Below are 20,487 nucleotides of genomic sequence, written 5' to 3' on the forward strand. Positions count from 1 at the left end.
AGCAAATTACGAGAGGGACGCTGCATGCGGCTGCCGGTTTTGATTCTGGGCGCACTCATCCCGGTTGCGCCGGTAGCGGCCCAGATGCCGGTCGTGCCCGTTCCGACCACCATGCCAGCGCATGGCGAGACGCCGCCGGTCGACTATGCACAGTTCGGCAACTGGATCTGCCGGCCGGGCGTCGACGATGGCACCTGCTCCGCCAACCTCGATGCCATGCGCGTCGATGCCGCGGGCACGCGCCAGCCAATTCCCTATGTGCCGGCGAAAGACCCGCCGATCGACTGTTTCTACGTCTATCCGACCGCGTCGACCGACCCGACACTCTACAGCGATCTCGTTCCCGATGCCGAGGAAAAGCGGTCGGTGCATGGCCAGGCGGCGCGCCTGGGTGCCGCGTGCAGGCTGTTCGTTCCCGCTTATCACCAGCTCACGATCACCGCGTTGCGCTATACGATGGCGCAAAGTTCGGCCGCCAAACCCGCGCCCAAGCTGGATTTCGACATCCCTTATCGCGACATTCTCGCGGCGTGGCGCAGCTATCTGGCGCGCGATAATCACGGCCGGGGCGTCGTTTTGGTGGGTCACAGCCAGGGCGCGATCATCCTCAAGCGGCTGATGGCCGAGGAAATCGACGGCAAACCCGCGCAAAAACGGCTGGTTGCGGCCTATCTGGCGGGCAATCTGGACCTCGATCAGGCAAGTTTTAAGCATATTTCGACGTGCAAAACGCAGGATCAGAGCGGCTGCGTGGTCGCTTGGTCGACCTATTTTGCGGATTATGAGGGCCCTCGCGTGTTCGGCGGAACGGCCGGCGGGGCGGCTTTATGCGTGAATCCGGCCGCGGTTGGCGGCGGGCGCGGGGCGCTTGACGGCTTTCTTGGCAAGCCAGGTTTCGCCCCGGCGAACGATCCGCCCGCCGTGGAAATGGCGGGTCAGCTCAGCGGCGAATGCGTCGTCGACGGCAAGGGGGCCGTGCTGCGCGTACGGGTCGAGCCCGGCAAATATGCCGATCTGCTACGCGCAAGCCTGCAGCGCTACAGCCCAACGCCGACCTGGGGCCTGCATCCGCTCGACATCAGCCTGGTCCAGGGGAATATGATCAGCCTGATCCAGCATCAGGCCAAGACCTGGCAGGCGCAACGATAGCTAATTGTCGTTGGCGTCCGTGTCGGCGCGGCTGGTGTCTGAGCGGGCATCGTCGCCGCCCTCGCGCTGCTTGGGGAGCAGGCTCATCGGATTGACGGGTTTGCGTCCGCGCAGGACTTCGAAAAAGGTTTGCGGCCGATCGACGCCGCTGCCGCTCAGCCCGACCTGCGCAATGGCCTGACCGATCTTCACGGACTGGCCCCGCTTGACCAGCAGCCGATCGGCATTGCCATAGATGGTGACCCAGCCATTGCCGTGGCGCAGCAGAACGACGTTGCCGAAGGCCGGATGCTGGCCGACCCAGATGACAATTCCGTCGGCCGCGGCACCGATCGGGCGGCCGAACGGGGCGGCGATGGCGATGCCGTCGCTCCGCCCGCCATTGTCCATCGGCCCGTAGCGGCGGATCACCTTGCCCTGCACCGGCCATGCGAAACGGCCGCCAAAATCCACCGCCGGCTCCGCCACCGGCGTGGTCGCCGGCAACGTCCGCCTGGGCGAGGCGGTTGGCGCGGCAGGGCGGGCCTGGGGGGCGAGGGCGGGCTCGCCGCCGGTCGCGATATCGGTGAGGTCGATCTTGAACGCCGCCGCGCGCTGCTCAAGCGTCATCCCCGCGACTTCCTTGGCAGGCGGAAGCAGCAGCCGCTCGCCCTCCCGCAGGGCGTAAGGCTCTTCCAGATGGTTGAGATCGACAATACGCAGCCATTCGACCCCGTAAGCACGTGCGATGGCGATGCCGCTCTGCCCCTTGCGGACGGTGTGATAGCGGCCGGCGGCGATCTTCAGCTTCTGCCCCGGGCGCAACCGAAAGGGCGGTTCCAGATCATTGTCATGGGCGATAACGTTGGCGCTTCCCCCGGTCTTTCGCATGATCGCCAGCAGCGTGTCGCCCGGCTGCACGAAATAGATGGACTTGGGAATGTCGACCGCGTCGGGAGAGACCTTGGTGACGTCCCACACCGCCTTTTGTCCGCCCGCCGGTTTGGGATCGGCAGACGCGGCGGCGGGAGGGGGTTCGTCGAACAGCTTGCGTGGAACGAATTTGGTCGTCGACGGCCTGGCGGCCTGCTTCTCCGGTACAGGCGCGGCGGCGATCAGTCCGATCGTCAGCAAGGCCGCCGCAATCCTCATGCCGGCAGCAAGACCTCCAGGCCGCCCATATAGGGCTTCAGGATCTCCGGCACGCTGACCGAGCCATCGGCCTGCTGATAATTTTCGATCACCGCGACCAGCGTGCGCCCCACCGCCAGCCCGGATCCGTTGAGCGTGTGGACAAAGGCCGTGCCCTTGCCTTCGACGGTGCGATAGCGGGCATCCATGCGGCGCGCCTGGAAATCCCCGCAATTGGAGCAGCTGGAAATTTCGCGATAGGTTTGCTGACCCGGCAGCCATACTTCCAGGTCGAACGTCTTGCGGGCGGTGAAACCCATGTCGCCGGCGCAGAGCAGCATGCGGCGGTAGGGGAGTTCCAGCGCCTCCAGGATCGCCTCGGCGGCGCGCGTCATCCGTTCATGCTCCTCATCGGATTGGTCGGGCGCGGTGATCGCGACGAGCTCGACCTTCTCGAACTGATGCTGACGGATCAGACCGCGCGTGTCGCGCCCGGCCGCCCCCGCTTCGGACCGGAAGCAGGTCGTGAGTGCGGCAAAGCGCTGGGGCAGGCTGGCCTCGGCCAGGATCTGCTCGCGCACGAGGTTGGTCAGGCTCACTTCCGCGGTCGGGATCAGCCAGCGACCGTCAGTCGTTTTGAACAGATCCTCGGCGAATTTGGGCAGCTGCCCCGTTCCGAACAGGGCCTCGTCGCGCACCAGCACCGGCGGCGCGGTTTCCTGATAGCCGTGGGCCGCGGTCTGCGTATCGAGCATGAACTGGCCTAGCGCGCGATGGAGGCGGGCAGCCTGGCCGCGCAACACGGTGAAGCGCGCGCCCGACAGCTGCGCCCCGGCTTCGAAATCGAGGCCCAGCGCAGGCCCGATGTCGGCATGGTCGCGGGGCGCGAAATCCAGTGTGCGCGGCGTTCCCCAACGCTTTTGCTCGACATTGCCGGACTCGTCCTCACCTTCGGGTACGCCGGGGGCGGGAAGGTTCGGGATGGCGGCAAGCGCGGCGTTCAAGGCGTCATCCGGCCCGGCCGCTTCACTTTCGAGCGCCGCCATCCGCTCCTTGATGCCCGCGACTTCCGCCATCAGGGCCTGCGCGGTCGCTTCATCGCGCGCTGCTTTCGCCTTGCCGATTTCCTTGGACGCTTCATTGCGGCGAGTCTGCAAAGCCTGCGCTTCGCCGATGCGCGCACGGCGCTCCTCGTCGAGCTGTACCAGACCGGCCGCCAAGGGGGAGAGGCCCCTCCGTTGCAGGCCGGCATCGAAGGCGGCGGGATCTTCGCGAATGGCTCGGATGTCGTGCATGGCCGGGTAATGGCGGCGGGTTGCGATGGGTGCAAGCCTGCAACCCACAGCGCCGAACGCGCGTTGGCTGGCCGAAACGTTATAAGGAGGTTGAAGAATGCGCATTCCCCACGACGCCCATGTCCTGGTCGCCGACGGCGCGAAAATGCTGTTCTTCCGGAACGAGGGCGATGCCGAAAACCTGAACCTGACCGTCGTCGCGGCCGAGCAGCAGAGTGATGCGCCGGATCGCGACATCAAGACGGATATGGCGGGTCAGAAGCCTGCGGGCGGCGCGGCCGGTGGATCGACAGCGGGCGAAGCGGACTTCCATCAGCAGGCCGAAGACCGCTTTGCGGCAGAGGCAGCGCAGCGGATCAACCGCGGCGCGCTCGACAATGAATTTGAAAAGCTTGTCATCATCGCATCGCCCAAAACACTGGGCGAATTGCGCAAGCATTTTCACAAGGAAGTGGAGGGGAAGATCATAGCAGAGATCGCCAAGGATCTAACGGGGCACCCAGTGAACAAGATCGAAGCCATCCTCGACAAGTATGAGTAGGGCATCGGTTGATCCCACTAGGGAAACGACTTATCCCGTAACTGCAGCGTTACGATCTATTAGTCCTATGTTGGTTGAGCTTAGGGATTCATCTCGGGAGAGAGCATCATGAAGTATCTGTCTTTAGTCATGGTAGGGTCTGCAATGCTTGCCGCCCCGGCATTCGCTCAGGCACCTGCATCCACCACCGCGCCAGCAGGGGCGACCGCTCCGGCTGCCGCAACGGCGCCAGCCGCCGCCAACGTCACGGTCGGCGCAACCGTCAATGACAATACCGGCGCGCCGGTGGGCACGATCGAGTCCGTCAGTGGCGGTAACGCGGTTCTTTCGACCGGTACGGCCAAGGCGTCGATCCCCGTCACGTCCTTTGCGCAAGGCCCGAACGGGCTGATCGTCGGCATCACCAAGTCGGAACTGGAATCGAAGGTTGCGCAGGCAACGACGCCGACCGAGATCGCCGTCGGTACGGCAGTGTCGGATCCGCAGGGCGGCGCGGTCGGCAAGGTCGAAGCGGTGTCGGGTGACCTCGTGACGGTCGCCACGGCCAGCAGCAAGGTACAGGTACCGAAGAGCGGCTTCGCGAAGGGCCCCAACGGGCTGGTCATCGCGATGACGGCCGCTCAGTTGGATGCGGCCGCGAAGAAGGCAGCGCCGGCGGGCGGGGCTGCCGGAAAATAATATCCACAACTTAATTTAGGTTCAGGCGGCGCACGACATTTTGTTGTGCGCCGCCCGCTTGTTCGTCCCATCGCTCCCGCGTATAGGCCCGCCCAGGGCAGACGGGGCGGGGGCCACGGCCAACGTTCCGCAAGGTCGGGTGAGTACTCACATGGCTACCGCGATTAAACGTATCGACGAGCAGGATGACATGGGGCGCGTTGATCAGGACTATCGACCCAGTGCGGCCGAGGAGTTCATGAATCCGCAGCAACAGCAATATTTTCGGCGGAAGCTCCTTGATTGGAAGGAGTCGATTCTCCGCGAATCGCGGGAGACGCTCGCGCAACTCCAGGTGGATTCGCTGCGGGAACCGGATGTTACCGACAGGGCATCCTCGGAGACCGACTGGGGGATCGAGTTGCGGACGCGCGATCGCCAGCGCAAGCTGATCAGCAAGATCGAAGCCGCCATCCGTCGCATCGACGAGGGCGAATATGGTTATTGCGAAGTGACGGGCGAACCGATCTCTCTCGCGCGGCTGGAAGCAAGGCCGGTCGCGACGATGACAGTCGAGGCGCAGGAGCGGCACGAGCGCAACGAAAAGGTTTCGCGCGAGGAATAACGGCGTCGGTCGCCGGAACCGGTGCGGCAGCGGCGGGTTCGCTGTCTCATGCAAAAAACCGATCTGATCCGATCCGCCCAAATTGCAGGCATTGGTCTGCTGGCAGGCTTGGCGGGCACGGTCGCCATGTCACTCAGCCAAGCCATCGAAATGCGCCTCACGAAACGCGCGCCGTCGCCGACGCCGGCCAAGGCAGTAGAGGCTCTGACCGGAGTCGAGGTGCCCCAAGAAGCCACGGAGGAGCGGCTGTCGACCGCGGCGCATATCGCGTTCGGAACCAGCCTCGGCCTTGGGCTCGCGGTGATGGCAAAGGTGCCTGAGCCTGCGCGCGCCGCCCTGTTCCTCGCAGGATCGTGGGGCTCGGGCACGGCGCTGATTACCGGATTGGGCGTTTCCGATCCGCCCACGAAGTGGGGCAGCCGCCAGCTGGCAACGGACATCGGCCATCACGTCGTATATGCGGCGAGCGCGGCGCTGGCGTTTGTCCGCCTCCGCCGTTTGGTTCGCGTTTAATACGATGGCGTCGATCTAACCACCGCTCAAGGTTATGCGCCTATAGGGAGCCGAACGAGATGTCGCCCTTTGCTGGGCAGAAGCAGTGGCTGCTATCCAGGTCTTCGCGCAACCAAAGCGCTGTCACCAGCGCTTCACCGCTACCTGCACCATACAGCGATGTCGCTTTTAGCCGTGCCGACATCGTTGCAGTTCGAGAAGGTCATAGCCCGCCCCGGTAGAGCGGGGAATGTGGTGCCCGCATAGGTAAGAGAGTAGCTGCTGCTCGCGATCGGCTATATTTCAACGGATGCCGGAACCGTTTAACCCGCTGGCGGTTTGGGCTCCACGCATAGTCGGCTCTGGAGCGAATCCGAGTGTTTGGGACTACCTAAAAAGGTAAGCGATTGGAAATTTCGGACCTCCGCGACGGCTGGCATCGGTTTAGGAATGTTTCAGGGTTCAGGTGGAACGATCGAGTTGATCGACCCTATCACTAAGGATGCAAAACATCCGGTGTTGTTACATTATGCTGGAGCAGGGGCAGGGCTCGCTGCTGGTATCCATAACATACCACGTTACGGAAAGATTTTTGATCCACGCAATCGAACGTCCAATGGGTCAACGCAGATAGCGCCGCGTGATTTTCACAACGATGGCGTGATTATAGTTATGAATGGATGCCCTGGGCCAGACCTTACGCTTGACGATTTCAAAGGACTTTGTTGCTTTGCTGATCTTGGTGTGGGGATATTTTACGGATATTCAGGAACGGCGCTGGCCATGAATATAAATCCTTCCGTAATCGCTAATATGAGCAGGGCACCTAGCCTGGCACCGGAGATTTTTTGGGCGACAGCTAACCCTAGGGCCATGCTCTTAATGGCGGGATTTAATATCGGTGTACAAGTTTATGGCGGCGTCAGCGCCTCCGGGGGAATTGTGTGGTGATATCGCGTCTTTGGGCGCGCCCTGCGGAGGGTGGGAAGATATTGATACTCATGGCGCTTATAGGCCTGATATTCGTAGGCAGGGGTGCTTACGGCATCGTCTCTTCCTGGAAACTTGTACAAACCGGCGTAATTGCAGAAGGTTGGATCCCCGCGGCGGACCGCCCAGATCAGTCCGGCGATGGATTAGGTCAGCCTATCGTGTATTTTACTGCGCGGAATGGCCAGAAAATTTCATTCATACAGCGTGGTTATGGCGCGCAGCCTAATAAAAGTCACGTAAAAGTTTTTTATTATCCCTCTAATCCTGCCAATACGGCAACGGTGGATGATTTTAATGCATTATGGTGGTGGAATATAGTTTTTTTATTCATAGGTAGCTGTGGTCTAGCAATTGTATTAGTTGTTCAACTAAATACGGAGAATAATAGATCATGATCTATCAACTGGCATTGATGTTGATGTTATCTCCGGATGGGGCGAATGAAACACGACAGGAAGCGCCTGTTACGCGACCTAATGTATTAGTTCCTATAGTAAAGGCTACTAAATCACAACCGATCGATAAATCTTTGCAGCAGTTACTTGATGAGGGTTATTCAATAACCTCCATGAGTGCTGGTATCGGATTTATAGGATTTGTTTTAAACCAAAACAAATCTTGGATAATTTGTACAATTGTTAATAGCGAAAAATCTGATAATTCTGTTGGTTCTAACTGTGCATCCCTCAATTAATTACTTGTAATATTTTTAGTCATCGTCGCTGCCTTGGCCGGCAGAAGCAAAGGCAGTCATCCCACTACTTCGTCCAACCAAGAGGCCGTCAGCAGCGATCCAGCGCGATCCGAATGATGCAGACATAGTTTTCAGCTGCCGGTAGGAGCCTTGCAGTTCCGGAATCCGTTTGCCCAGCGGCGATAGAATCTGGCTGAGGCAGTGTTGCCCTCTTTTACCAATCGATTGGCAGCGGCGCGCGCGCCCCTGGCCGCGATCTTACACGCCTGACGCGCCTCGTTATCGTCGTAGGTTGGCCAGGCCTCCCATTCGTTGTCCCATTCGCCTTGATCAAAATGCAGGGTCGGCCCCGAGGCATAGAAATGTTGCGTAATGACAAAGCCGGCCAGCGCACGGCCGGCCCGCATGGTCCCGGCAAACAGGCGGACATCGTTCGCGGGCCCGACCCGCAGCACGCCAGGCCCGTCTGCGGCGCCATGATTACATGCGCCGATCCAGCGAGCCGGCCCCGTGCCGAAATCACCAAGCTGAAGGAAGCGGCATCCGTTTGCATCCCGTAACGTGGGCACGACTGGTCTGGCGGACAGCGGTGTGAGCAAGGTGCATAGCGGGATTAACAGCGCGATCCGACAGATCTTCATGTGAATGCCCCACTTGGCTAGATCTGCTAGACTAGCCCTAATTCTAGGCGGCCGCTAGAAACCCAATCCTGTGCTGTCGATATGAAATGAATGTCGTATTGTCGTACGTGCCTCAAATGCCGTCACCTTGTTTCGTGGCGCAAAACTTTGAACGAATTTGAGTGACAATCGCAGCCGGCGCGGGGAAGCGGCCAGCGATCCGATAGTCCCGACCTTACCGTCTTTCCGTAATTGGCTGCGCGTTGTTTCCTGTTCTTGGGAAGTTTTGGGTGACGGGTGCCCTTACGACCTGGCGCGGGCGTTCTGGCGACCACGCGTAACGATTGCACCGTTCTAGCGGCAGCGTTATAGGCGCGCTTCAGGCGGCCCGCTTGGGCCGCCTTTTCTATTCCGGAGCCGTTCCGAACGATTTTCGTCCCAGATTTAGGAGTAAGTTGCGATGCCGATCACGCCTCTCATGCCCGTCTACCCGCGGTGTGGCGTGCGTCCGGTGCGCGGCGAGGGTGCCTATCTGATCGGCGAGCAGGGTGAGCGCTATCTGGACATGGCGGCGGGCATCGCGGTCAACATCCTGGGCCATGGTCACCCGGCGCTGGTGAAGGCGATCGCGGATCAAGCGGCGACGTTGATGCACGTGTCCAATCTGTACGGCTCCCCGCAGGGCGAGCATTTCGCGCAGCGGCTGGTCGACAAGACCTTTGCCGACACGGTGTTCTTCACCAATTCCGGTGCGGAGGCGATCGAGTGCGCGATCAAGACCGCGCGGCGCTATCATTATGTCAACGGCGCGCCGGAGAAGAACCGCATCATCAGCTTCTCCAATGCCTTTCACGGGCGGACGATGGGCGCGATCTCTGCGACCAACCAGGCCAAGATGCGCGACGGGTTCGAGCCGCTGCTGCCGGGCTTCACCGTGGTCCAGTTCAACGATCTGGCAGCGGCCGAAGCCGCGATCGGGCCGGACGCGGCCGCCTTCCTGATCGAGCCGATCCAGGGCGAGGGCGGCATCCTGCCTGCCACGCAGGAATTCCTGAAGGGGCTGCGCGCGCTGGCCGATCAGCACGGCATGCTGCTGATCCTGGACGAGGTCCAGTGTGGCTATGCGCGCACCGGGACCCTCTTCGCGCATGAGCAATATGGTGTCACGCCCGATATCATGGCCGTTGCCAAGGGGATTGGCGGCGGCTTCCCGCTGGGCGCCTGCCTTGCCACCGAAGAGGCGGCCAAGGGCATGGTGATCGGCACGCACGGATCGACCTATGGCGGCAACCCGCTGGCTATGGCGGCCGGCGAAGCGGTGCTCGACCTGGTCGGCGAACCGGAATTCCTGGAGAATGTGCAGCGCATGGGCGACCGCCTGCGCCAGGCGTTGGAGCAATTGCTGCCCAACCACGACCACCTGTTCGACAGCGTACGCGGCGTCGGCCTGATGCTGGGCATCAAGCTGAAGAGCGACAGCCGCGCCTTCGTGGCGCATCTGCGCGATCATCACGGGCTGTTGACGGTGGCGGGCGGGGACAATGTCGTGCGTATCCTGCCGCCGCTGAACATCGACGAGAGCCATGTGGCGGAATGCATCGAGAAGCTCTCGGCAGGCGCGCGCAGCTATCAGGTGCCCGAGGCGGCGTGATGGGCGGGCGTTGCCCCCGTTCGTCCCGAGTAACCATCGAGCTTGTCGAGATGGTGTATCGAGGGATGCCCGGGCGAATGTCTCGATACGGGTTCTCGGCAAGCTCGAACCCTACTCGACACGAACGGAGTGGGGAATGCGCGTGATCCGGAATTTCATCGATCTTGCCGATGCGGGCCCCGACGGGCTTCGGGCGATGCTGGCGGATGCGGATAGCCGCAAGAGGATGCGTGCCGGCTGGCCGAAAGGAAAGCCGGACGTCGACCGGCCGTTGGACGGCCATGTGCTGGCGATGATCTTCGAAAAGAACTCGACCCGTACCCGCGTGTCCTTCGACATGGCGATGCGCCAGTTGGGCGGAACGACGATCGTGATGGATGCGGGATCGATGCAGCTTGGCCGTGGCGAGAGCATCGCCGATACGGCGCGGGTGCTGTCGCGCTATGTCGACGCGATCATGATCCGCACCGACGATCATGCCAAGGTCGAGGCGCTGGCCGAATTTTCGACCGTCCCGGTGATCAACGGGCTGACCGACCAGAGCCATCCCTGCCAGATCATGGCGGACATGCTGACGGTGATGGAACGCCGCGGCAACCTGGAGGGATCGCGCTGGGCGTGGCTGGGCGACGGCAACAACGTCCTGCATTCGATCATCGAAGCGGGCAGCTTGCTGGGCTTCGACGTGACGGCGGCCTGCCCGGAGGGCTATGATCCCGACCCGGCCGTGGTGGCGACCGCGAAGGAACGCGCGGGCAATCATCCGTTCGTGCTGACGCGGGACGCGGAGCTTGCCGTGACCGGCGCCGACGTCGTCCTGACCGATACGTGGGTATCGATGGGGCAGGCGCATGCCGAGGCCAAGATGGCGGCGATGGCGCCTTATCAGGTGACCGAGACGCTGATGGCGCAGGCGAATGGTGACGGCCTGTTCCTGCACTGCTTGCCCGCGCATCGTGGCGAGGAAGTGGTCGATGCGGTGATCGACGGGCCACGATCGGCGATCTGGGATGAGGCGGAGAACCGGCTGCACGCCCAGAAAGCTGTTTTGCTATGGTGTTTCGGTAAGATCTGATCGGGCGGAAGCGGAGTGCCGTTGGCGGCGGCCAGGGTCGCACGGTTCCGCTTAACGGGAGATCGTTTTTAGCCGGGTGGCCCGACCTCCAGCGGCCCCGTCATGCGCCGGGGCGACGGTGCGCGGCGGGTGGCCAAATGGAAACAGCTTCCTACATGGACGCCATGACGACCCTAAATCTCGATACATCGCTCGCCTTCACCATCCCGCAGCGTCACGCCCGTGGCCGGTTGGTGCGGTTGGGGCCGGCGCTGAACGACATCCTGTCCGCGCATGGCTATCCGCCGGCGATCGAACGCGTGCTGGCGGAAGCGATCGTGCTGGCCGCTTTGCTGGGCGCGACGTTGAAGGATGTCGAAGGCCAGCTGACGCTGCAGGCGCAGACCGAAAATGGCGTGATCGACCTGCTTGTCGCCGATTATCGCGGCGGCGAAATGCGTGGCTATCTGCGCCATGACCCGGACCGGCTGGGGGAGCTGCCAGCCGATCCTTCGCTGTTCGCGCTGTTCGGCAAAGGCTATCTGGCGATCACGTTCGACCAGGCGGTGTCAGGCGAGCGCTATCAGGGCATCGTTCCGCTGGAAGGTGGCAGCCTGGCCGAAGCGGCGGAATCCTATTTTGCGCAATCCGAGCAGATACCCAGCCTGGTGCGGATCGGCGTCGGCCGGTCGGCCGACGGCCAGGTGATTGGCGGTGGGCTGATGCTGCAGCATCTGCCGGAAGGCGAGGAGGGGCGCGATCGCATCCACACGCGTCTCGATCATCCGGAGTGGGGGCATATCGCGGCGCTGGGCGGCAGCGTTCGCAGCGAAGAATTGGCCGATAGCAACTTGCCGCTGGAGACGTTGCTCTGGCGCCTGTTCAACGAGGACGAGGTCAGGGTGACACCCGGGGTGGCGCCGCGTCGCGGCTGCCGTTGCGATCCCGACCATGTCGCCAGCGTCATTGCGCGCTTTCCGGAAGACGAGCAGGCAGAAATGGCTGGCCCCGACGGCCTGATCGAAGTCAATTGCGAATTCTGCGCCCGGGCCTTCAAGATCGAGCCGCTGACGGCACAAGCTTAACAGACCCGGCACAACATGATGATGCCGGTTGGTCCGCCTGCGACGCGGGGCCAGCCGGCACATTGCATCGGTCAACCAAAGCCAGCACATTCCCCGTTAAGGCGGGGTTTAGTTTGCCCGTGATAGCGCTCTGCTTGTGCCATCCGGGCACTGTCCTCCCTAGACAGCCCTAACCGGCATACTGGGCCGCCCTTCGAGGCGGCCCTTTCTTTTGCGCGACGACAATCCATCCTATATTCGGCTGCCATGCAAAAGAATGAAGCAGAAAATGGCGCGGTCGTGCTCGTGTCCGGCGGTCTCGATTCGATGGTCGTCGCCGCCCTGGCGGTGGAAGCCGGCCACCCGCTGATCGCGCTGACGATCGACTATAATCAACGCCATCGGATCGAGCTGGAGGCGGCGGCGCGGGTCGCGACCCATCTGGGCGCAATACGGCACATCGTGCTGCCGCTGGATCTGACGCGGTTCGGCGGATCGTCGTTGACCGATGCCGCCATGGCGATCCCCAAAGACGGCGTCCAACCCGGCATTCCCAGCACCTATGTGCCGGCGCGCAACACGATTTTCCTGAGCCTGGCTTTGGGGCTGGCGGAGGCGACCGGCGCGCGTTCGATTCACATCGGCGTCAACGCGCTGGATTATTCGGGCTATCCCGATTGCCGTCCTGAATTCGTGGAAGCCTTCGAAGCGCTGGCCAATCTGGCCACGAAAGCCGGCGTGGAGGGCGATCGGTTCGTCGTGCGGACGCCATTATTGCATATGACCAAGGCCGACATTGCGGCGGAGGCCGCCCGTCTTGGCATCGATGCCGGCATGAGCTGGTCCTGCTACGATCCGCAGCCGGGCGACCTGCATTGCGGCCGGTGCGACAGCTGCCGGTTGCGCAGCAAGGGTTTCGCCGAGGCGGGATTGCCCGATCCGACCCGCTATGTGGCGGTGCCGTGATGCGCAATTATGCCATCAAGGAGATGTTCCTGACGCTGCAGGGCGAGGGGCTGCAAGCGGGAATGCGGGCGGTGTTTCTGCGTTTTGCCGGCTGCAACCTGTGGTCTGGCCGCGAGCAGGACCGGGCGCGGGCGGAGTGCCGCTTTTGCGACACGGACTTTGTCGGGACGGACGGCGATGGCGGCGGCCGGTTTGGCGACGCTGATACGGTGGCGGATCGCGCGTGGGCCTTATGGTCGGGCGATCTGGACGCAGCGGGCGGGCAGCCCCTGATCGTCCTCACCGGCGGCGAGCCGATGCTGCAGCTGGATGCTGCGCTGGTGGCGGCGCTGAAAGCGCGGGGATTTCGGGTCGCGATCGAGACCAACGGGACATTGCCGGTGGCGGAGGGGATCGACTGGATCTGCGTCAGCCCCAAAGCGGGCACGACGATCGTCCAGCGCAGCGGGGACGAATTGAAGCTGGTCTGGCCGCAGCCCGGCATCGATGTGGCCACGCTCGAAAGCTGGGACTTTCAGCATCTGCTGGTACAGCCGATGGATGGCGCGCATGCGGTTGAGGCGCGGGCGGCCGCGATCGGCTTTGTCCTGCGCAACCCGCGCTGGCGGCTGTCGATCCAGACGCACAAGGTTGCCGGGTTGCGTTAGAGTATGATGACTTTACACTGATCCGTTCGTGCCGAGTAGCGACCGAGTTGCCCGCAGGGCGTATCGAGGGCGCGTATCGAGGCATTGGCGGGTGTCTCTCGATACGCGCTCTCGACAAGCTCGATCGCTACTCGAGACGAACGGGCGCTACCGAAGTCATCACGCTCTACGGCGTATCTGGGTTGCGAGTCTGAAAAGCGCGCGGACGCGGCCCCGTCATCGCCGAGCGGTAATGACAGCAGGAAGCGGGCTTGCCTCAGGCGACGCCGCCGCCTGAGCGTGAAGCGCCGATCAATTCTTGCAGCGGATTTCCTTGCCGCGCTTGTTGTAGCAGCGGGGATCGGAGATCGGCGCGAGGGCCATGCCGCTGTTCCGCATCGCGAATGCCCGATCGCCGGCAGGGATCAGGCTGTTGCGGAATTCGCGCATACGCGCGACCGCAACCTCACCAAGGTGCCCGCGCGTCTCGTCCAGCGTCTGCTGGCCGATCGAGGCCGCGGTTTCACAGAAGATCAGCTGTGCCTGCAGGGTCGAGAAGCTGTTGTAGGTGCGCGTGGTATATTGATCGAGCGCATTCTGCCACGCCTTGCCGCCGGTCCGTTTGAAATAAGCGGTCAGCGTCGCGTAGGTCGCCTGCAGCTCCGCCGAATGCTGGCGCAACATATTGTTGTAATTTTCGACCGTTCGCAGCGTGGGCGCAAATTGGCATTGCAGCGCGGCGACGTTCAGGCCGGCGCGCAGCGTCCAGACCAGATTGGCCTCAAGCTCTTTCGGCTGTGCGCCCGGCATGGGCAGCGTGATACCGGTTTCGCCGCCGGCCGCGGGCGTGCCCGCCAGCGCAGGGCGGGACCAGAAAAGATAGGCCTGCGCCGGGGCGGCAAAGCTGGCCGCTGCGGCGCCCAGCGCGATCAAGCCCAAGGAACGATAGAAACGAGCCGTCATGCACATACTCTCCAATTCACCGAACCTTTAGCGGCTTTGGCGGCAGGGAAAAGCATTTACAGCCCGCACTCTAAACCTTCGGGCGCATCAGGTGCAATTAGTGGCGATGTTCCCGCCGCAGCGCATAGCGGCCCTCGGTGAACGGCTCGAACAATCCGGGGATGGCGGGGTGGTCGATCGGCTCTTCGGTTTCGTCATGTTCCAGGTTTTGCTGGCTGACATAGGCGATGTAGCTGCTCTCCGAATTTTCCGCGAGCAGGTGGTAAAAGGGCTGATCGCGCTTCGGCCGAACGTCTTCCGGAATGGCGGCATACCATTCCTCGCTATTGGCGAAGACGGGGTCGACATCGAAGATGACGCCGCGGAACGCGAACAGGCGGTGACGCACGACATCCCCGATCGTGAAGCGCGCTTCCGATACCGGTGGCATCGTGTCGAGACCGAGGGGTGGGATGATCGTACTGCGGGAAGGAATCATGGCTTTAATTTAATGTCGCATCTTTCCTGTGCAAGCCACGCTTGGCAAGCGCGCTCGTGTGCGTTAGGGGCACCGCTCTTTCGGCCGGACCCCGCTACGGAGAGGTGCCAGAGTGGTCGATTGGGACGGTCTCGAAAACCGTTGTGCCGCAAGGTACCGTGGGTTCGAATCCCACCCTCTCCGCCAGGGGGGCCTCCACAGGAGGCCCCACACGTCCACCGGGATTGACGATCTTCCTTTGAAATCGAGCCCTTAGCGGCTCGACCCGGCCATGCTGGTCCGCACGCCTCCAAATATCGGTGTGGTCCCAGACGTGGTCCTGGCATGGGAAAAACGTGGTCCTGGAGATTGCCATGCTCACCGACGCCAAGATCCGCGCCGCTAAGCCGCGCGGCATGATCGATGCCAATCTGCTGCAGGGACGGACTGCGTTCGAAGTCGTCGCTCGCGCGTGGCATGGCGTCTCCGAGGGGCAGTGATCGCTTGTCTGACCGCGGAGGCGCGGTCAGCGCGTGAGAATCTGGGAAGCTATCCTTGATGAATGGCGTGCTGATCGTCGTGCACGGAAAGGCTGGGACCCATGCCACCCTCTCCACCGCCACCCATTGCGCCACCGCCACCGCCACCGGCGCCCCCGCCAGCATCGTTCTTCGCAGCGGCGGCCTTGCCGCCGGTCGAGCCAGAAGGTCTAGCCGGACCCTGCATCGGAATCTCCAGGTCTGCGGGGATCGGATCGAGGTCGAGCGCGTCGCGGACGAAGGCGCGTAGCGAAACCACCAGCGCGTGGGTGTGAACCGGATGGCCTGCGACGAGCTCGCGCACGGCCTTGTCCGCCAAGCGTACATGCTCCTCCGTTCCGAGCAGGATGATGTCGGAGAGGGCCGCCTCTACTGCGTCACGGATGCGGCGCGTGCGATCGGATCGCGACGCGGTTGCAGCGCTGAGATCGAGCGCCGCCATGGGTTCCTGCTGCCGTTCGGCCTGCTCACGCACCTGCAGATCGCGCTTGTGCGTAGGATCGACCGCTAGATCGCCGGTGAACGAGCCGCCCAGCGTCTTGTATGCTGCGATCAGGGTGCGGAGCCGCTCGTTGATCTGCCTGTTCATGCGTTCGCGGCGCTGCTGGAACGTCATCATAGTGAGCAGGCGGATGCCCACGCCTAGGAGCGTCACGAGCACCAGGCCAATCATGGTGGCAAGCAGGTTTTGCCATGAACTGAAATCCAGGTTCCGCAAGGACCTTCCCCCAATCGTATCGTCTCAACGCGCCTTGCGCGGCAACGTGTCCCCTTTTTGCGAATCAAGGTCCTGGATCGGCGGAACACGCAACAAAACGGCGGTGCCCGAAGGCACCGCCGCCTGTGTCCCTGTCGCAAGTCGGGTTGGGCTACCGAATGGCGCCCGCAACGACCGCGGCGATGATGCCGCTGGTGATACCCACCAGCACCGCATCGTTGCCCGATTGGACGTAACGATAGCCTCGCGGCGGGGCACGAAGGCCGCGATAGTTACGATAGTCGATCTGGCGGTAATTGCGGGCCTGGCGTTGATCGAAGCGCTGGCCTTTGCGCCAATCGCTACGATAATGCGGGACATTCCGCTGCACGACCGTCTTCTGCACAACATTGCCATTACGCTTCACGATTGTGGTGTGGCGCTCTGTGCGATGACCCTGTGCGTTGGCGACCGAGGCGGCCATCGGGCTCAAGGCAACCGACGCGGCAAGCGCTGCAAGGATGAACTTCTTCATAATCTGTCTCCGAAACATCGGCGCCGTCGCTGGCGTCGACACCTATCTGGGCGCCACCTGTCGCAGGCCTGTCTCCGCCGACGCACGAAATTGTCGCAAAGTGTCGCGGCGTACCAAGCCGCCCCTCATGCGACCGACAGGCTCCAATGCCTGCTTTCGCCATCCCATACCGTCAGGGCCATCAACTGGGCGGCCACTTACTCAGCCGAAAGGAGCAATCGGCCGTTTCTAACGAGTGCTGAGGCAGGCTGAGCGTCTGGCAATTGGGCTTTCCAAAAGTCGACGTGGCCTTGGCGCGGAAAATGCACGAAGATGAAACCATGCTTCAGCGTTCACCGCGCATCGCCTGCATGGTTGTACTGCTTGTCATAGGGTCTTCCTGCTCGGGCGACGACAAAGAGGCGCGGCGCCGCGCGGCTGGGAGCAACCCCACGCCGGCGGCGTTCGCGCGGGTTGCCGACGCCTCCCGTGGCCGAGCTATTTTCGGCCGATGTGCCGCGTGCCACACGATCGGGAAGGGCGCTCCCGATAATGCAGGCCCTAATCTTTACGGTATCATGGGGAGCCCGGTGGCACATAACAGCGCGCGATTTGGCTACACCGATGCCCTTCGCAGCGCAGGAGGCGTTTGGACAGAGGACCGGATGGATCGCTGGTTGACGAGCCCGCAGCGCTTTGTTCCCGGTACTTCGATGGGATTCCAGGGCCTGCAGGATCCGTTAGATCGTGCTGACCTTGCAGCCTACCTTAAGACGCAGGGCTAGCGCCTCGCCATTACCTCTGCGGGCAACCGCCCATAAGCGTCTTAACCTTGCATCTGAACGTGTGATCCGGGGTGGGGGGCGCGAGAGGGCCGAGCGCCTTGTTCTCCGAAGCCGCGAACCAGCCTGACGTTGGGCTGGGGCTTAGGCTATGGGCATCTTCTAACAGTTGAGCTCATTCCAAAATGGTGTAGTTTTTATCCGAAGCGGAGATTCTTATGGAATCGATAGAAGCATCGGATTTGGCATATCTGCTGCGGCGCGAGGCTGCGGAGCGGGCACAAGCCTTGGAAGCGTCCGGCGCCGCCAAGTCGGTGCACCTCCGTTTAGCAGATGCCTACGTCGAACGGATTTACGAACGGATCGGCGAACCTCATTTCGAACGGTCCAAGCAACGCTGCCAGTAATGAATCGGTAGTCGAGCGCTTGTGCTCGTTTGGCGGTTGGCGAAGCCGCACTGACGGGAAGCATTACTGAGCTGCCAAAGTTTCCTCAGGCCAGGTCATGCGACGGGAACTGAGGAGGTTGCGGAATGCCAGGTGTCGATCTGCGATCCGGGCTAACGCATCAGCGCACTATTTCGCGGCGTTCGCGGGCTGACAAAGGGTCCCAAGTCCTGATTGGTTTGCGGTCGATTTTGAGGGCACCCGATCACCGCCCAGGGCCCGCTTTTGTCGCACTCTTCGAGCAGCATACACGCTGCGTCGTCATGCCGTGGCACACTGCGCGGACGTGAATTAGCAGGCAAGGCTGTGCGGGCCGTCCAGCGGTGAAGTCGCGCGCGAGCGCAATAAAGATTCAGATCCTGAGGTGGCCTATGCCGGAAAGATCCAGGCCGCAGCTAGATCGGAGCCTCCCGTCACGGCGGGCCTTGGTGGGCGCTCCGCGCCATATCCTAAAAAGTCCCCGCAAATGATGCTTTGCTCTGAGAAACGACCGAAGGTTGCCTCATCGGAAGTATAAGATATACACGGTGTTCAATTTCTGGAATGTCGACGCTGTCACGGGGTGCGTGGCGCATAAGGGTGAGTGCAATGGAAACAGGTAGAGAGGATCGTGGCCACGCCCGCTGTCGGCCCGCAACGTCGATAAGGTTGGGCCTGTTGCTGGGTGTCCCAGCGGCGTGCTGCATGGTCGGCGTCGGATTGGGCTCCCCCGCGGATGCCCAGACGTTCGCTTGCAGTGGCTCTGCGCCTGGCCAACGGATGATAGGTATGGCGCCCGGCGGGGTGGGAGTGGCGCCGACGCCGCTCTGCGTAGCCGATGGATCGTCCGCCAGCACCGCGGGCGCCGACAGGCCTAGCGATCCCGCCGGCAATATGGCCGCGGCTGTGATGGCCATGGCAAAGATCATGCTCCAGGACACGGTGCGGATGACCGACGATCCGCTGTATCAGCGCCTGCGCAGCGGCTATTGGACGTATTTCAAACCTGCACCCGGCGTGAAGCGGGGCGATTATTGCATGGCTGCCTATGGCACGCTGGACGGCATCATCACGCTTTCCGGCCCCGGTGACGATTATCGGGGGGCGATGCTGTGGTTCACGGCAAGCCAATTACCCCGTCCGAAGAAGCAAAGCCTGATCCTGACCACGCTGGACGACGGGGACGGGAATCCGAGCACGGTACGGGCCATCAACTATGCCGCGACCGGGGCCGGGTTGGGAACCATCGCGTTCGCCGTCCCCAGCGCGGATGCAATGTTAGACGGAATGAAGGACACGACGCACTACCGGCTCACGTTCGGCAAGAACAAGACGCTAGAGATAGGCTGGAAAAACGGGGACGAAGCGCGTCGTAAGCTGAAACAATGCATTTCCGGCCGGGGCTGATCCACTCCGTACATAAGTTCGCGCTGTGATGGCGAAGATCCTGCTGGGCGGGCTGGCGGTGGCGGGCATGCTCTATGGGGGTACGCTGGGCTGGCTCTACGCCAAGCAGCGCACCCTCATCTATCCCGCTCCTCTCGACGGCGCTGCTATGGCGCTATCCGCCGAGGCGGGGATGCGGGCGGTGTCGCTGACGACGACGGACGGAATCGTTCTTCGGGCGCTGTACAGGCCATCACAGGGCGGGCGGCCAACCATCCTGTTCTTCCATGGCAATGGCGATTCCCTCGCGGGAAGTCGCGCGGCAACCGCGCTGTTCGCCGCGCAGGGTTATGGACTGCTGCTGCCTGAATATCGCGGCTATGCCGGCAACCCGGGCAGGCCCAGCGAAGAGGGGTTATACCGCGACGGTGCGGCAGCGCTCCGTTGGCTGGCGACGCACGGCACGCCGCCGAGCCGCACGATCGTGATGGGCAATTCGCTGGGATCGGGCGTTGCGACGGAAATGGCGGCGACGCATCGCGTTGCAGGGCTGGTACTCGTCTCTGGCTTTACCCGCATGGGGGATGTGGTTCGGTTCCATTATCCCTTCGTGCCGGTCCGGTGGTTGCTGCACGACCGCTATGACAACCAGGATAAACTGCAGCGTGTGGCTTGCCCGATCCTGATCCTGCATGGCGCGGCAGATCCGCTGATCCCGGTGGAACAGGGCCGCGCCCTTCGTGCAAGGAACCGGGGCGCTCGTCTGGAAATCGTGCCGGAGACCGGGCATGAACTTGCCTATACTCAGGCATCACAGGTTCGCACCGCAGCGTGGCTGCGCGCGCTTTCCGGTCAAGAGCAATAGTGGTTGATAGTTGTGCGCTGTACGGTGCAGCTTTGTAGCGTGGCGGCTAAATCGAGCCGAAAGTTGGCAGCGTGATACCCGGGCACGTAAAACGACGGCAATTAGTAGAAAGCGCCTGACTTGTTCTTGCGTGAGAACCGTTCCGCATAAAGGTCGTCTCCGCGAACGGTGGTATCCGTCAGAGAGCGGCCTAAGATGTTCGAGCAGAGGTCTTACGTCGCAGCAAGCGATGGGGACGCACGCCTCCTTTCACGAGTTTTACCGTCCAGATTTGTGCCTGGTCGCGGGAACTCTCCAAGCCAGCGAAACGGAAGCGGCTGTC

General features: G+C 62.4%; 25 protein-coding genes and 1 tRNA gene. 19 read left to right on the forward strand and 7 right to left on the reverse strand.

The genetic code is table 11. The annotated features are described in order from the left end of the window. Nucleotides 1-24 precede the first annotated feature (24 nt). Nucleotides 25-1,149 (forward strand): DUF3089 domain-containing protein, encoded by a 1,125-nt coding sequence (locus ACSBM8_RS06630; protein ID WP_442680859.1) that lies wholly within the window; start codon nucleotides 25-27, stop codon nucleotides 1,147-1,149. Here ACSBM8_RS06630 and ACSBM8_RS06635 read toward each other — a convergent pair whose 3' ends face one another. Both ACSBM8_RS06635 and serS read right to left on the reverse strand, forming a co-directional pair. Further along, nucleotides 1,150-2,280: a peptidoglycan DD-metalloendopeptidase family protein gene (locus ACSBM8_RS06635; RefSeq protein WP_442680860.1), complete on the reverse strand. Its 1,131-nt coding sequence runs from the start codon at nucleotides 2,278-2,280 to the stop codon at nucleotides 1,150-1,152. It lies immediately after the preceding gene. Next, complete coding sequence (gene serS, locus ACSBM8_RS06640) at nucleotides 2,277-3,554, reverse strand: serine--tRNA ligase (RefSeq protein WP_442680861.1); 1,278 nt, start codon at nucleotides 3,552-3,554, stop codon at nucleotides 2,277-2,279. The genes ACSBM8_RS06635 and serS overlap by 4 nt, the downstream gene beginning before the upstream one ends. Nucleotides 3,555-3,651: 97 nt before the next feature. Here serS and ACSBM8_RS06645 point away from each other — a divergent pair, with 97 nt between their 5' ends. The 7 genes from ACSBM8_RS06645 to ACSBM8_RS06675 all read left to right on the forward strand — a co-directional run bounded on the left by ACSBM8_RS06645 (nucleotide 3,652) and on the right by ACSBM8_RS06675 (nucleotide 7,556). Further along, entirely contained in the window at nucleotides 3,652-4,095 is a 444-nt protein-coding gene (locus ACSBM8_RS06645) for a host attachment family protein (RefSeq protein WP_442680862.1), read from the forward strand. Nucleotides 4,096-4,239: 144 nt separating this feature from the next. Continuing rightward, nucleotides 4,240-4,773: a hypothetical protein gene (locus tag ACSBM8_RS06650; RefSeq protein WP_442680863.1), complete on the forward strand. Its 534-nt coding sequence runs from the start codon at nucleotides 4,240-4,242 to the stop codon at nucleotides 4,771-4,773. Between the two features lie 151 nt (nucleotides 4,774-4,924). Continuing rightward, nucleotides 4,925-5,377, forward strand: coding sequence for an RNA polymerase-binding protein DksA (gene dksA, locus ACSBM8_RS06655; protein WP_442680864.1), 453 nt, complete (start codon nucleotides 4,925-4,927; stop codon nucleotides 5,375-5,377). Nucleotides 5,378-5,425: 48 nt separating this feature from the next. Beyond that, nucleotides 5,426-5,890 carry a hypothetical protein gene (locus tag ACSBM8_RS06660; protein ID WP_442680865.1) on the forward strand — a complete coding sequence of 155 codons (465 nt, stop codon included), beginning with the start codon at nucleotides 5,426-5,428 and terminating at the stop codon, nucleotides 5,888-5,890. A gap of 429 nt (nucleotides 5,891-6,319) precedes the next feature. Next, nucleotides 6,320-6,820 (forward strand): hypothetical protein, encoded by a 501-nt coding sequence (locus ACSBM8_RS06665; protein ID WP_442680866.1) that lies wholly within the window; start codon nucleotides 6,320-6,322, stop codon nucleotides 6,818-6,820. A 50-nt stretch (nucleotides 6,821-6,870) separates the two neighbouring features. Then, nucleotides 6,871-7,257 carry a DUF3592 domain-containing protein gene (locus ACSBM8_RS06670; RefSeq protein ID WP_442680867.1) on the forward strand — a complete coding sequence of 129 codons (387 nt, stop codon included), beginning with the start codon at nucleotides 6,871-6,873 and terminating at the stop codon, nucleotides 7,255-7,257. Beyond that, complete coding sequence (locus ACSBM8_RS06675; RefSeq protein WP_442680868.1) at nucleotides 7,254-7,556, forward strand: hypothetical protein; 303 nt, start codon at nucleotides 7,254-7,256, stop codon at nucleotides 7,554-7,556. The genes ACSBM8_RS06670 and ACSBM8_RS06675 overlap by 4 nt, the downstream gene beginning before the upstream one ends. 131 nt (nucleotides 7,557-7,687) lie before the next feature. Here ACSBM8_RS06675 and ACSBM8_RS06680 read toward each other — a convergent pair whose 3' ends face one another. Next, nucleotides 7,688-8,197, reverse strand: coding sequence for a hypothetical protein (locus ACSBM8_RS06680; RefSeq protein ID WP_442680869.1), 510 nt, complete (start codon nucleotides 8,195-8,197; stop codon nucleotides 7,688-7,690). 439 nt (nucleotides 8,198-8,636) lie between these two features. Here ACSBM8_RS06680 and ACSBM8_RS06685 point away from each other — a divergent pair, with 439 nt between their 5' ends. From ACSBM8_RS06685 to queE, 5 genes are all read left to right on the forward strand, one after another. Further along, entirely contained in the window at nucleotides 8,637-9,827 is a 1,191-nt protein-coding gene (locus ACSBM8_RS06685; RefSeq protein ID WP_442680870.1) for an aspartate aminotransferase family protein, read from the forward strand. 142 nt (nucleotides 9,828-9,969) lie between these two features. Further along, the gene (argF, locus tag ACSBM8_RS06690) at nucleotides 9,970-10,902 is read left to right on the forward strand and encodes an ornithine carbamoyltransferase (protein ID WP_442681504.1); all 933 of its coding nucleotides are present in this window, start codon (nucleotides 9,970-9,972) and stop codon (nucleotides 10,900-10,902) included. 155 nt (nucleotides 10,903-11,057) lie between these two features. Continuing rightward, nucleotides 11,058-11,966: an Hsp33 family molecular chaperone HslO gene (gene hslO, locus ACSBM8_RS06695; protein ID WP_442681505.1), complete on the forward strand. Its 909-nt coding sequence runs from the start codon at nucleotides 11,058-11,060 to the stop codon at nucleotides 11,964-11,966. 246 nt (nucleotides 11,967-12,212) lie between these two features. Further along, entirely contained in the window at nucleotides 12,213-12,911 is a 699-nt protein-coding gene (gene queC, locus ACSBM8_RS06700) for a 7-cyano-7-deazaguanine synthase QueC (protein ID WP_442680871.1), read from the forward strand. After that, nucleotides 12,911-13,558 (forward strand): 7-carboxy-7-deazaguanine synthase, encoded by a 648-nt coding sequence (gene queE, locus ACSBM8_RS06705; RefSeq protein WP_442681506.1) that lies wholly within the window; start codon nucleotides 12,911-12,913, stop codon nucleotides 13,556-13,558. The genes queC and queE overlap by 1 nt, the downstream gene beginning before the upstream one ends. Nucleotides 13,559-13,849: 291 nt before the next feature. On the opposite strand, the gene ACSBM8_RS06710 is transcribed toward queE, so the two are convergent. Next, nucleotides 13,850-14,500 (reverse strand): hypothetical protein, encoded by a 651-nt coding sequence (locus tag ACSBM8_RS06710; protein WP_442680872.1) that lies wholly within the window; start codon nucleotides 14,498-14,500, stop codon nucleotides 13,850-13,852. Nucleotides 14,501-14,597: 97 nt separating this feature from the next. Then, the gene (gene hspQ, locus ACSBM8_RS06715) at nucleotides 14,598-14,978 is read right to left on the reverse strand and encodes a heat shock protein HspQ (protein ID WP_442680873.1); all 381 of its coding nucleotides are present in this window, start codon (nucleotides 14,976-14,978) and stop codon (nucleotides 14,598-14,600) included. Nucleotides 14,979-15,076: 98 nt separating this feature from the next. On the opposite strand from hspQ, the gene ACSBM8_RS06720 reads away from it, so the two are divergent. Both ACSBM8_RS06720 and ACSBM8_RS06725 read left to right on the forward strand, forming a co-directional pair. Beyond that, nucleotides 15,077-15,164, forward strand: a tRNA-Ser gene (locus ACSBM8_RS06720). Between the two features lie 167 nt (nucleotides 15,165-15,331). Then, the gene (locus ACSBM8_RS06725; protein WP_442680874.1) at nucleotides 15,332-15,457 is read left to right on the forward strand and encodes a hypothetical protein; all 126 of its coding nucleotides are present in this window, start codon (nucleotides 15,332-15,334) and stop codon (nucleotides 15,455-15,457) included. 49 nt (nucleotides 15,458-15,506) lie between these two features. Here ACSBM8_RS06725 and ACSBM8_RS06730 read toward each other — a convergent pair whose 3' ends face one another. Then, nucleotides 15,507-16,214 (reverse strand): hypothetical protein, encoded by a 708-nt coding sequence (locus ACSBM8_RS06730; protein ID WP_442680875.1) that lies wholly within the window; start codon nucleotides 16,212-16,214, stop codon nucleotides 15,507-15,509. 151 nt (nucleotides 16,215-16,365) lie between these two features. Then, entirely contained in the window at nucleotides 16,366-16,731 is a 366-nt protein-coding gene (locus ACSBM8_RS06735) for an RcnB family protein (RefSeq protein ID WP_442681507.1), read from the reverse strand. A gap of 347 nt (nucleotides 16,732-17,078) precedes the next feature. Here ACSBM8_RS06735 and ACSBM8_RS06740 point away from each other — a divergent pair, with 347 nt between their 5' ends. The 4 genes from ACSBM8_RS06740 (at nucleotide 17,079) to ACSBM8_RS06755 (ending at nucleotide 20,165) form a co-directional block, all read left to right on the forward strand. After that, the gene (locus tag ACSBM8_RS06740; protein ID WP_442681508.1) at nucleotides 17,079-17,492 is read left to right on the forward strand and encodes a c-type cytochrome; all 414 of its coding nucleotides are present in this window, start codon (nucleotides 17,079-17,081) and stop codon (nucleotides 17,490-17,492) included. 239 nt (nucleotides 17,493-17,731) lie between these two features. Then, entirely contained in the window at nucleotides 17,732-17,896 is a 165-nt protein-coding gene (locus ACSBM8_RS06745; RefSeq protein WP_442680876.1) for a hypothetical protein, read from the forward strand. An 807-nt stretch (nucleotides 17,897-18,703) separates the two neighbouring features. Next, nucleotides 18,704-19,321, forward strand: a complete 618-nt coding sequence (locus ACSBM8_RS06750) for a hypothetical protein (protein ID WP_442680877.1) — start codon at nucleotides 18,704-18,706, stop codon at nucleotides 19,319-19,321. 28 nt (nucleotides 19,322-19,349) lie between these two features. Next, complete coding sequence (locus tag ACSBM8_RS06755; protein ID WP_442680878.1) at nucleotides 19,350-20,165, forward strand: alpha/beta hydrolase; 816 nt, start codon at nucleotides 19,350-19,352, stop codon at nucleotides 20,163-20,165. Nucleotides 20,166-20,487 lie beyond the last annotated feature (322 nt).

The organism is Sphingomonas sp. ASY06-1R, assembly GCF_052180265.1.
GTDB lineage: Bacteria > Pseudomonadota > Alphaproteobacteria > Sphingomonadales > Sphingomonadaceae > Sphingomonas_I.

Bases quoted from the DNA above. Each gene is read 5' to 3' on its own strand.
- ACSBM8_RS06630 (WP_442680859.1), top strand. From the start codon at position 25: ATGCGGCTGCCGGTTTTGATTCTGGGCGCACTCATCCCGGTTGCGCCG.
- ACSBM8_RS06635 (WP_442680860.1), bottom strand. From the start codon at position 2,280: ATGAGGATTGCGGCGGCCTTGCTGACGATCGGACTGATCGCCGCCGCG.
- serS (WP_442680861.1), bottom strand. From the start codon at position 3,554: ATGCACGACATCCGAGCCATTCGCGAAGATCCCGCCGCCTTCGATGCC.
- ACSBM8_RS06645 (WP_442680862.1), top strand. From the start codon at position 3,652: ATGCGCATTCCCCACGACGCCCATGTCCTGGTCGCCGACGGCGCGAAA.
- ACSBM8_RS06650 (WP_442680863.1), top strand. From the start codon at position 4,240: ATGCTTGCCGCCCCGGCATTCGCTCAGGCACCTGCATCCACCACCGCG.
- dksA (WP_442680864.1), top strand. From the start codon at position 4,925: ATGGCTACCGCGATTAAACGTATCGACGAGCAGGATGACATGGGGCGC.
- ACSBM8_RS06660 (WP_442680865.1), top strand. From the start codon at position 5,426: ATGCAAAAAACCGATCTGATCCGATCCGCCCAAATTGCAGGCATTGGT.
- ACSBM8_RS06665 (WP_442680866.1), top strand. From the start codon at position 6,320: ATGTTTCAGGGTTCAGGTGGAACGATCGAGTTGATCGACCCTATCACT.
- ACSBM8_RS06670 (WP_442680867.1), top strand. From the start codon at position 6,871: ATGGCGCTTATAGGCCTGATATTCGTAGGCAGGGGTGCTTACGGCATC.
- ACSBM8_RS06675 (WP_442680868.1), top strand. From the start codon at position 7,254: ATGATCTATCAACTGGCATTGATGTTGATGTTATCTCCGGATGGGGCG.
- ACSBM8_RS06680 (WP_442680869.1), bottom strand. From the start codon at position 8,197: ATGAAGATCTGTCGGATCGCGCTGTTAATCCCGCTATGCACCTTGCTC.
- ACSBM8_RS06685 (WP_442680870.1), top strand. From the start codon at position 8,637: ATGCCGATCACGCCTCTCATGCCCGTCTACCCGCGGTGTGGCGTGCGT.
- hslO (WP_442681505.1), top strand. From the start codon at position 11,058: ATGGACGCCATGACGACCCTAAATCTCGATACATCGCTCGCCTTCACC.
- queC (WP_442680871.1), top strand. From the start codon at position 12,213: ATGCAAAAGAATGAAGCAGAAAATGGCGCGGTCGTGCTCGTGTCCGGC.
- queE (WP_442681506.1), top strand. From the start codon at position 12,911: ATGCGCAATTATGCCATCAAGGAGATGTTCCTGACGCTGCAGGGCGAG.
- ACSBM8_RS06710 (WP_442680872.1), bottom strand. From the start codon at position 14,500: ATGACGGCTCGTTTCTATCGTTCCTTGGGCTTGATCGCGCTGGGCGCC.
- hspQ (WP_442680873.1), bottom strand. From the start codon at position 14,978: ATGATTCCTTCCCGCAGTACGATCATCCCACCCCTCGGTCTCGACACG.
- ACSBM8_RS06725 (WP_442680874.1), top strand. From the start codon at position 15,332: ATGCTCACCGACGCCAAGATCCGCGCCGCTAAGCCGCGCGGCATGATC.
- ACSBM8_RS06740 (WP_442681508.1), top strand. From the start codon at position 17,079: ATGGTTGTACTGCTTGTCATAGGGTCTTCCTGCTCGGGCGACGACAAA.
- ACSBM8_RS06750 (WP_442680877.1), top strand. From the start codon at position 18,704: ATGGCGCCCGGCGGGGTGGGAGTGGCGCCGACGCCGCTCTGCGTAGCC.
- ACSBM8_RS06755 (WP_442680878.1), top strand. From the start codon at position 19,350: ATGGCGAAGATCCTGCTGGGCGGGCTGGCGGTGGCGGGCATGCTCTAT.